This is a genomic window from Mycobacterium sp. 5-140-3-2 (assembly GCF_035666375.1).
GTDB lineage: Bacteria > Actinomycetota > Actinomycetes > Mycobacteriales > Mycobacteriaceae > Mycobacterium > Mycobacterium intracellulare.
The window spans coordinates 1,565,064-1,575,436 of the sequence record NZ_CP142025.1; the positions used below are offsets into that span (position 1 = coordinate 1,565,064).

7 protein-coding genes are annotated in these 10,373 nt (G+C 68.6%); 6 read left to right on the forward strand and 1 reads right to left on the reverse strand.

Annotation, left to right across the window (positions count from 1 at the left end; genetic code table 11):
• Positions 1-73: 73 nt before the first annotated feature.
• From P6281_RS07580 to P6281_RS07595, 4 genes are read left to right on the forward strand one after another with little or no spacing between them, the layout of a single operon-like run.
• Complete coding sequence (locus P6281_RS07580; protein ID WP_085977683.1) at positions 74-1,543, forward strand: WS/DGAT/MGAT family O-acyltransferase; 1,470 nt, start codon at positions 74-76, stop codon at positions 1,541-1,543.
• On the forward strand, positions 1,540-3,315 hold the full coding sequence (locus P6281_RS07585; RefSeq protein WP_014384157.1) for an HAD-IB family hydrolase/lysophospholipid acyltransferase family protein: 1,776 nt from the start codon (positions 1,540-1,542) through the stop codon (positions 3,313-3,315). Before P6281_RS07580 ends, P6281_RS07585 begins: the two co-directional genes overlap by 4 nt.
• Positions 3,312-5,666 carry a glycerol-3-phosphate 1-O-acyltransferase gene (locus P6281_RS07590; protein WP_014384158.1) on the forward strand — a complete coding sequence of 785 codons (2,355 nt, stop codon included), beginning with the start codon at positions 3,312-3,314 and terminating at the stop codon, positions 5,664-5,666. The genes P6281_RS07585 and P6281_RS07590 overlap by 4 nt, the downstream gene beginning before the upstream one ends.
• Before the next feature lie 28 nt (positions 5,667-5,694).
• The gene (locus P6281_RS07595; protein WP_095662616.1) at positions 5,695-7,758 is read left to right on the forward strand and encodes a cytochrome c oxidase assembly protein; all 2,064 of its coding nucleotides are present in this window, start codon (positions 5,695-5,697) and stop codon (positions 7,756-7,758) included.
• On the opposite strand, the gene P6281_RS07600 is transcribed toward P6281_RS07595, so the two are convergent.
• A complete protein-coding gene (locus tag P6281_RS07600; protein ID WP_009955484.1) occupies positions 7,755-8,015 on the reverse strand; it encodes a Txe/YoeB family addiction module toxin in 261 nt (86 codons plus the stop codon). The genes P6281_RS07595 and P6281_RS07600 overlap by 4 nt on opposite strands.
• 124 nt (positions 8,016-8,139) lie before the next feature.
• Between P6281_RS07600 and P6281_RS07605 the strand changes: the two genes are divergently transcribed.
• Both P6281_RS07605 and ettA read left to right on the forward strand, forming a co-directional pair.
• Positions 8,140-8,610 carry a single-stranded DNA-binding protein gene (locus P6281_RS07605; RefSeq protein WP_009955482.1) on the forward strand — a complete coding sequence of 157 codons (471 nt, stop codon included), beginning with the start codon at positions 8,140-8,142 and terminating at the stop codon, positions 8,608-8,610.
• Positions 8,611-8,687: 77 nt separating this feature from the next.
• Positions 8,688-10,364, forward strand: a complete 1,677-nt coding sequence (ettA, locus tag P6281_RS07610) for an energy-dependent translational throttle protein EttA (RefSeq protein ID WP_009955480.1) — start codon at positions 8,688-8,690, stop codon at positions 10,362-10,364.
• The last annotated feature ends 9 nt before the right edge of the window (positions 10,365-10,373 follow it).

The following is a 10,373-nucleotide window of genomic DNA, read 5'->3' on the forward strand; positions in this document are numbered from 1 at the left end:
GACCATCAGGGTTCGCGGACCAAGGCGGGAGCGTGATCGACGGTGACAAGGTTGGTTCGTCGAGTTGATGACCATGACTGAGTCCGTCGAGGCGATCAAACTGTCCGACGAGCTTGGGCCGGTCGACTACCTCATGCACCGGGGCGAAGCGAATCCCCGCACCCGCTCGGGGATCATGGCGCTGGAGCTGTTGGACACCACACCGGACTGGCAGCAGTTCCGGGCCCGGTTCGAGAACGCCTCCCGGCGGGTGCTGCGGCTGCGGCAGAAGGTCGTCGTCCCGACGTTGCCGACGGCCGCGCCGCGCTGGGTGGTCGATCCCGATTTCAACCTGGATTTCCATGTGCGCCGGGTGCGCGTGTCCGAACCCGGCACCCTGCGTGACGTCTTCGACCTCGCCGAGGTCAACCTGCAATCACCAATGGACATCTCCCGGCCGCTGTGGACGGCCACCCTGGTCGAGGGCTTGGCGGACGGGAAGGCGGCGACTCTGTTGCATGTCAGCCACGCCGTCACCGACGGCGTCGGCGGGGTCCAGATGTTCGCCGAGATCTATGACCTCGAGCGCGACCCGCCCGCGAAGCCGACGCTGCCGCTGCCCATCCCGCAAGACCTGACGTCGAATGACCTGATGCGCCAAGGCATTAACCACCTCCCGCTCGCTGTGGTCGGCGGCGTCCTGGGTGCGCTGTCGGGGGCGGTGTCAGCGGCCGGGCGCGCGGTGCTGGAACCGGCGGCCACCGTCTCGGGAATCGTCGGATACGCCATGTCGGGCATGCGGGTCCTCAACCGGGCCGCCGAGCCGTCGCCGCTGCTGCGTCGGCGCAGCCTGACCACCCGCACCGAGGCGATCGACATCCCGCTCTCCGACCTGCACAGGGCCGCCAAAGCCGGCGGCGGATCGATCAACGACGCCTACCTCGCCGGGCTGTGTGGAGCCTTGCGCCGGTACCACGAGGCGTTCGGCGTGCCGATCAGCACGCTGCCGATGGCGGTGCCGGTCAACCTTCGGGCCGAAGCGGACAACGCCGGCGGCAACCGGTTCACCGGTGTCAACCTGGCCGCGCCGATCGGCACCGTCGACCCGGTGTCCCGCATGAAGAAGATCCGCGCGCAGATGACCCAGCGCCGCGACGAGCCCGCGATGAACATCATCGGTTCTTTTGCGCCGGTGCTCAGCGTCTTGCCCACCGCCGTGCTGGAGGGCCTCACCGGCTCGGTGATCGGTTCGGACGTGCAGGCCAGCAATCTGCCCGTCTTTCCGGGAGACACCTACCTCGCGGGCGCAAAAGTCTTGCGGCAGTATGGTATCGGTCCGCTGCCGGGCGTGGCGATGATGGTGGTGTTGATCTCGCGTGGCGGGTGGTGCACCATCACCGTGCGCTACGACAGGGCCTCGGTACGCAACGACGCGCTGTTCGCCCAGTGCCTGCTCGACGGTTTCGACGAAATCCTGGCGCTGGCCGGTGATCCGCCGCCGCGCGCGGTCCCCGCCTCGTTCACCGAGTCGGCCGTGTCGTCTCGATCGGCGTCGGGCTCATGAGCGCATCCAAAGAGCGGGCCGACGACACCCCGGAAAGCGGGGCGGACATGCGACTGCCCGGCTCGGTGGCCGAGATCATGGCCAGCCCCGCCGGCGCGAAAATCGGCGCGTTCTTCGACCTGGACGGCACCTTGGTCGCCGGGTTCACCGCGGTCATCCTGACCCAGGAGCGGCTGCTGCGCCGCGACATGGGCGTGGGGGAACTGCTCGGCATGGTCCAGGCCGGCCTGAGCCACACCCTGGGGCGCATCGAGTTCGAGGACCTCATCGGCAAGGCCGCCGCGGCGCTGGCGGGCCGGTTGATCGATGACTTGGACGAGATCGGCGAGCGGCTGTTCGTCCAGCGCATCGAGTCGCGGATCTACCCCGAGATGCGCGAGCTGGTGCGCGCCCACATGGCCCGCGGGCACACCGTGGTGCTCAGCTCGTCGGCGCTGACGATCCAGGTCAATCCGGTCGCGCGGTTCCTCGGCATCCCCAACACGCTCACCAACAAATTCGAGACCACCGAAGACGGCATACTCACCGGCGGTGTCCAGAAGCCGATCCTGTGGGGTCCGGGCAAAGCCGCTGCGGTGCAACGCTTTGCGGCCGAGCACGACATCGATCTCAAGGACAGCTACTTCTACGCCGACGGCGACGAGGACGTCGCGCTGATGTATCTGGTCGGCAATCCGCGGCCGACGAATCCCGAAGGCAAGATGGCGGCGGTGGCCAAGCGCCGCGGCTGGCCGATCCTGCGGTTCAGCAGCCGCGGTCCGGTGGGCCTGCGGCGCCAGGTGCGCACGCTTGCCGGGCTCGGCTCGATCGTCCCCGTCGGGGCCGGGGCGGTGGCGATGGGTGTGCTGACCGGAAGCCGGCGGCGCGGCGCCAATTTCTTCACCTCCGTGTTCTCCCAAACGGTGCTCGCGACCACCGGAGTGCATCTCAATGTCGTCGGGAAAGAGAACCTGACCGCGCAGCGTCCGGCCGTCTTTATCTACAACCACCGCAACCAGGTTGACCCCGTCATCGCCGGAGCGCTGGTCAACGACAACTGGGTCGCCGTGGCCAAGAAGGAGCTGCAGAAGAACCCGATCATGGCCCTGCTCGGTAAGGCCCTGGACGGGGTGTTCATCGACCGGGACGACTCGGCCTCCGCGCTCGAGACGATGCGCACGGTCGAGGAGAGGGCCAAGAACGGGCTTTCCATTTTGATGGCCCCGGAGGGCACCCGGCTCGACACCACCGAGGTCGGTCCGTTCAAGAAGGGGCCGTTCCGCCTCGCGATGGCCGCGGGCATTCCGATCGTCCCGATCGTGATCCGCAATGCCGAGCTCGTTGCCGCCAGGAACTCGGCCATCATCAACCCCGGCACGGTCGACGTCGCGGTCTTTCCTCCGATCTCGGTGCAGGACTGGACAGTTGACACGCTCCCCGAGCGCATCGAAGAGGTGCGTCAGCTGTATCTGGACACGCTCGCCAACTGGCCCGTCGGCGAACTGCCCGAGGTCGACCTGTACGCCGAAAAGAAGGCGGCCGCCCAAGCCCGCAGCCGGGCCGCCAAGACCACCGCCAAGAAGCCCGGCGCCAAGAAGGCCGCCGCGAAAAAGGGCGCCGCGAAAAAGGCCCCGGCCAAAGCGGCGAGCAAGTCCCCCGCGAAAAAGGCTGCGCCCAAGGCGAATCCGAACGCATCCGAGGTTGCTCTCAAGGACGGTGAGGTGCAACAGCCCGCCGCGGACGGAACCGTCGGCGCCGAATCACCGGAATCGCCGCCCCGAGGGCATCCATGACCGAACCGGCGGCAGATACCAGCGCCATCCTCGCCGAAACCGACTCGCTGGTATTGGCGTCGATGGCCTCGCCGATCGAAATGGAACTGGTCACGACGTGGCTGGATCAACGGCGTGCCGCCCACCCGGGCGCGAACTTCGACCTGGTCACGCTGCCCGCGCTCGACGCGCCGCCCGAAGCGATGACATCTTTGGCCGAGCAGCTCGAGTCGGGGGAGGACCGTTCGATCGTGCCGGTGCGGGTGTTTTGGCTACCCCCGCCGGATCGCGGGCGTCTCGCGAGGCTGACCGGCCTGCTGCCCGGCCGGGATCCCTACCACCCCAACCAACGCATGCAGGCCCAGATCCTGCGCGACGCACCCCAGCGGGCGCGGGTGGTGGCCGGCGAATCGGCCACGGTCTCCGAACTCCGCCGGCAGTGGCGTGACACCACCGTCGGGGACGACAAGAGCGACTTCGCCCAATTCGTGATCCGCCGCGCGATCTTGGCGATGGAACGCGTCGAGTACCGGATCCTCGGGCCGCAGTACAAGTCGCCACGCCTGGTGAAGCCGGAGATCTTGGCGTCCAACCGGTTTCGCGCCGGCCTGGCAAAGATCCCGGGCGCTACCGTCGACGAGGCCGGGAAGATGCTCGACGAACTCGCCACCGGGTGGAGCAGGGCGTCGGTCGACCTGGTCTCGGTGCTCGGCAGGATGATCAGCCGCGGGTTCGATCCCGAGATCGACTACGACGAGTACCAGGTCGCCGCGATGCGCACCGGCCTGGAAGCCCACCCGGCGGTGCTGTTGTTTTCCCATCGGTCCTATATCGACGGCGCCGTGGTGCCGGTGGCCATGCAGGAGAACCGGTTACCGCCGGTGCATGTCTTCGCCGGGATCAACCTGTCGTTCGGGGCGATGGGGCCACTGCTGCGGCGTTCCGGTGTCATCTTCATCCGCCGCAACATCGGCAACGACCAGCTGTACAAGTACGTGCTGCGCGAATACGTCGGCTACATCGTCGAAAAGCGGTTCAACCTGAGCTGGTCCATCGAGGGCACCCGCTCGCGGACCGGAAAGATGCTGCCGCCCAAGCTCGGTCTGCTGGCCTACGTCGCCGACGCGTACCTGGATGGGCGCAGTGAAGACATTCTGCTGCAACCGGTTTCGATCAGCTTCGACCAGCTGCACGAGACCGCCGAATACGCCGCCTACGCCCGAGGTGGGGAGAAGACCCCCGAGGGTGTTGGCTGGTTGTACAACTTCATCAGGGCGCAGGGCGAACGCAACTACGGCAAGATTTACGTCCGGTTCCCCGAAGCGGTGTCGATGCGCCAGTACCTCGGCGCCCCGCACGGCCCGCTGACGCAGGACCCGGACGCCAAACGGCTTGCCCTGCAGAAGATGTCGTTCGAGGTCGCCTGGCGGATCCTGCAGGCGACGCCGGTGACGGCGACGGGTCTGGTGTGCGCCCTGCTGTTGACCACGCGCGGCGCGGCGCTGACGCTGGGCCAGCTGCACCACACGCTGCAGGACTCGCTGGACTATCTGGAACGCAAACAGAATCCGATGTCCACCAGCGCATTGCGCCTGCGCTCGCACGACGGTGTCCGGGCGGCGGTCGACGCCCTGTCCAACGGGCACCCCATCACCCGGGTCGACGGCGGCCGGGAGCCGGTGTGGCACATCGCGCCCGAACACCAGCACGCCGCCGCGTTCTACCGCAACTCGGTGATCCACGCCTTCCTGGAGACCTCGATCGTGGAGCTCGCGCTGGCCCACGCCAGGCACGCCGAGGGCGACCGCATGGCGGCGTTCTGGGCCCAGGCGACGCGGCTGCGCGATCTGCTGAAGTTCGACTTCTATTTCGCGGACTCGGCGACCTTCCGGGACCACATCGCCGAAGAGATGGCGTGGCACGACAACTGGCAAGCCCACGTCGCCGCCGGCGGCGAGGAGATCGACGCGCTGCTGTTCGCCAAGCGTCCGCTGATGGCCGACGCGATGCTGCGGGTGTTCTTCGAGGCCTACGAGATCGTCGCCGACGTGCTGCGCGACGCCCCGGCCGACATCGGCCACCAGGAACTGACCGACTTGGCGCTGGGCGTCGGCCGGCAATATGTGGCCCAGACCCGGGTCCGCAGCAGCGAATCGGTGTCGACGCTGTTGTTCGCCACCGCGCGCCAGGTTGTCGAGGATCAGGACCTGATCGGCCCCGCCCCGGACCTGGCCGAACGGCGAGCCGCCTTCCTGCGCGAATTGCGCGACATTCTCCGGGACTCCAACTACGTCGGACGCATTGCCCGGGATCAGTTCGTGGCCCGCGAGCTCAAGGCGCATCAGGACCGGCTGGGCAGCCGACCCGGGTAGCCGGCACCCGCGCCCATACCCTGGGTGTATGACCGTCGCTCCGCCGGCCGGCACGGCCACGACCGCGGCCTCGTCCCAGCGCCGCGCGCTGGTGTGGCCGGCGCTGGCCGGCGTCGCGGCCCTGGCGGGCTGCACGGCCGCCGGGATCGGGACGCTCTCGCTGGCAAGCGCGCTGACCGCGACGGGCCTGCCCGACCCGGGCCCGGTGACCACGCTGGGGTTGCCGTTCGTTCGTGCGGCGGGGGAGATCGCCGCGGTCCTGGCGGTCGGGTCGTTCCTGTTCGCCGCCTTCCTGGTGCCGCCGCAACGCAGCGGCGTCCTCGACGCCGACGGCTACCGCGCGCTGCGGTTGGGGACGGTGGCGTCGGGGGTGTGGGCGGTGTGTGCGGCCCTACTGGTCCCACTGACCATCTCCGACGTGTCCGGTCGCGCGGTCGTCGACATCGGCCCGGCGCGCATCTGGTCGTTGGCGGGCCTGATCGCCACCGCCTCGGCCTGGCGCTGGACCGCGATCCTGGCCGCCGTGATCACGGTGGCGAGCCTGTCGGTGCTGCGCTGGTCGTGGACGCCGGTGTTGCTCGCCGCGTCGGTGCTGACGCTGATCCCGCTCGGCCTGACCGGTCATTCGTCGGCCGGCGGCTCGCACGACCTGGCCACCAACGGCCTGCTGATCCACCTGGTCGCCGCCAGCCTGTGGGCCGGTGGCCTGCTCGCCTTGCTCGCCCACGCCCTGCGTGGCGGCGCCCACACCGGCCTGGCGGCGCGGCGCTTCTCGTCGATCGCGCTGTGGTGTTGGGTGGCGATGGCGTTGAGCGGACTGGTCAACGCCCTGGTGCGGGTCCAGCCCGGCGATTTGCTCACCACCGGTTATGGGCGCCTGGTGGTCGCCAAGTTCGTCGCGCTATGCCTGTTGGGTGGCGTCGGCTGGCGCCAGCGGCGCGTGAGTGTGGCTGCGCTGCAGGCGGATCCGAGCCCGTCGCGGGCACGCGCCGCGCTGGCCAGGCTGGCGCTGATCGAGGCCGCGCTCTTCGGCCTCACGTTCGGCATCGCCGTCGGGCTGAGCCGCACCGCGCCGCCGCCCCCGCCGGCCCGGCTGCCGTCGGTCCCCGAAGCCGAGATCGGTTACGACTTCGACGGGCCCCCGACCGTGGCACGCATTCTCTTCGACTGGCGCTTCGATCTGATCTTCGGCACCGCGGCCATCGTCCTCGCCGCGCTCTATGTGGCCGGCCTGGTGCGGCTGCGCCGGCGCGGCGACAGGTGGCCGCCGGGCCGGACCGTGTCCTGGCTGCTCGGCTGCGCGGCGTTGCTGTTCGTGACGTCCTCGGGAATCGGGCGCTACATGCCGGCGATGTTCAGCATGCACATGGTGGTCCACATGTGCCTGTCGATGCTGGTGCCGATCCTGCTGGCGCTGGGCGCCCCGGTCACCCTGGCGCTGCGGGCGCTGCCCGCGGCGGGGCGCGACGATCCGCCGGGCATGCGGGAGTGGCTGCTGGCCGGGCTGCACAGTCGTTTCTCGCGATTCCTCACCAACCCCGTGGTGGCCACGGTGCTGTTCGTCGCCGGGTTCTACGGGTTGTACCTGTCCAACCTCTTCGACATCACCGCGAGCAGTCACGCCGGGCACCTGGCGATGAACCTGCACTTCCTGCTGAGCGGCTACCTGTTCTATTGGGTGGTGATCGGGGTGGACCCGACGCCGCGACCGATCCCGCCGCTGGCCAAGGTGGCCGTGGTGTTCGCGTCGCTACCGCTGCACGCGTTCTTCGGGGTGGTGTTGATGGGCACCAAGAAGGTGCTCGGCGCCGACTACTACCGCTCGCTGGGTCTGAGCTGGCACACCGACCTGCTGGGTGACCAGCGGCTGGGCGGCGGCATCGCCTGGTCGGCGGGGGAATTTCCGCTGGTGATCGTGATGCTGGCGCTGCTGGTGCAGTGGGCGCGCAGCGACCGTCGCACCGCCAAACGATTGGACCGGGCCGCCGACCGCGACGATGACGCCGAGCTGGCGGCCTACAACGCGATGCTGAGCCGGCTGGCGCAGCGCGAGGGGTCGGGACCGGCGCGCGAGGAGTCCGCCACCGACTAGGTGTGGTGATACCGGACCTGGAGGGTCTGCAGGTCATCGCCGACGACCCGATAGACGAGCCGGTGTTCGTGGGTAATTCGCCGAGACCAGGCGCCGACGAGCCCGTATTTCAGCGGCTCAGGCTTGCCGATGCCCGCCTGCGGCGACCGGCAAGCCTCCGCGATGAGCCTGTTGATCCGCTTGGGCACGGCCCGGTCGGCCGTCTGCCAGTGCAGGTAGTCGTCCCACGCCTTCCAATCATCGGCGGATATCAGCATCGATCCACAGTCACGGTTTCGTCCACAGGGCGGGTGGGCCGGCGCCCGTTGTCCCGTCGAGCCGTCGGTGCCGCCGCGCTTACTGGCAGCCATAGCCACAAAAGCAATCGAAAGGGATCAACCCATGTTTGAAACACCGCTCACCGTCGTCGGCCACATCGTCAACAACCCGGAGCGACGGCAGGTCGGCACCCAGGAGGTCATGAAGTTCCGCGTGGCCAGCAATTCGCGCCGGCGCACGGCCGAGGGCGGCTGGGAGCCCGGCAACTCGCTGTTCATCAACGTCAATTGCTGGGGCAGGTTGGTCACCGGGGTGGGGGCCGCGCTGGGCAAGGGCGCACCGGTGATCGTGGTGGGCCACGTCTACACCAGCGAGTACGAGGACCGCGACGGCAACCGCCGCTCGTCACTGGAGATGCGGGCGACCTCCGTCGGGCCGGACGTGTCGCGCGCGATCGTCCGGATCGAGAAGCCCGGATACACCGGTCCGACCACCGCGGATGCCACCGCGGCGAGCGGACCGGCGGACGCCGACGGCGACACCACCGAGGCCGACGACGGCGCGGGCGGTGACGGACTGCCTCTCTCGGCTTAGCCGTCCCCCGGCGGTGCCTAGGATGGTCCGCGGGGATCCCCCCGATACCCGCAAGACCAGAAAGGCACAACCGCGGCATGGCTGAGTTCATCTACACGATGAAGAAGGTCCGCAAGGCGCACGGCGACAAGGTGATCCTGGACGACGTCACGTTGAGCTTCTATCCAGGCGCCAAGATCGGCGTCGTTGGGCCCAACGGCGCCGGCAAGTCGAGCGTCTTGCGGATCATGGCGGGCCTGGACAAGCCGAACAACGGTGACGCCTTCCTGGCCAACGACGCGACCGTCGGCATCCTGCTGCAGGAGCCGCCGCTGAACGAGGAGAAGACCGTTCGCGGCAACGTCGAAGAGGGCCTGGGCGAGATCAAGGTCAAGCTCGACCGCTTCAACGAGGTCGCCGAGCTGATGGCCACCGACTACTCCGACGAGCTGATGGAGGAGATGGGACGGCTGCAGGAGGAACTCGACCACGCCGACGCGTGGGACCTCGACTCGCAGCTGGAGCAGGCCATGGACGCGCTGCGCTGCCCGCCGCCCGACGAGCCGGTGACCAACCTGTCCGGTGGTGAGCGCCGCCGCGTCGCGCTGTGCAAGCTGCTCCTGTCCAAGCCCGACCTGCTGCTCCTCGACGAGCCCACCAACCACCTCGACGCCGAGAGCGTGCAGTGGCTCGAGCAGCACCTCGCCTCGTATGCGGGCGCGATCCTGGCGGTCACCCACGACCGGTACTTCCTGGACAACGTCGCCGAATGGATCCTGGAACTCGACCGCGGCCGCGCCTACCCGTACGAGGGCAACTACTCCACGTACCTGGAGAAGAAGGCCGAACGGCTCGCGGTGCAGGGGCGCAAGGACGCCAAGCTGCAGAAGCGGTTGACCGAGGAGCTGGCGTGGGTGCGCTCCGGGGCCAAGGCGCGCCAGGCCAAGAGCAAGGCACGGCTGCAGCGCTACGAGGAGATGGCCGCCGAGGCCGAGAAGACGCGCAAGCTCGACTTCGAGGAGATCCAGATCCCAGTCGGTCCGCGGCTGGGCAACGTGGTGGTCGAGGTCGAGCACCTCGACAAGGGCTACGGCGGACGCACCCTCATCAAGGACCTGTCGTTCACCCTGCCGCGCAACGGCATCGTCGGGGTCATCGGCCCCAACGGCGTCGGCAAGACCACGCTGTTCAAAACCATCGTCGGTCTCGAGGAGCCGGACAGCGGCACGGTCAAGGTCGGCGAGACGGTCAAGCTGAGCTACGTCGACCAGACCCGCGCGGGCATCGATCCGAAGAAGAACGTCTGGGAGGTCGTCTCAGACGGGCTGGACCACATCGTCGTCGGCCAGACCGAGGTGCCGTCGCGGGCCTACGTGTCGGCGTTCGGGTTCAAGGGCCCAGATCAGCAGAAGCCGGCCGGCGTTCTCTCGGGCGGCGAGCGCAACCGGCTCAACCTCGCGCTGACGCTCAAGCAGGGCGGAAACCTCATCCTGCTCGACGAGCCCACCAACGACCTCGACGTCGAAACCCTGAGCTCGCTGGAGAACGCCCTCGAGCAGTTCCCCGGCTGCGCGGTGGTGATTTCGCACGACCGGTGGTTCCTGGACCGCACCTGCACCCACATCCTTGCGTGGGAGGGTGACGACGACAACGAGGCCAAGTGGTTCTGGTTCGAGGGCAACTTCGGGGCATACGAGGAAAACAAGATCGAACGGCTGGGCGCCGAGGCGGCGCGACCGCACAGAGTGACCCACCGCAAGCTGACGCGCGACTAGTGTCGGCTC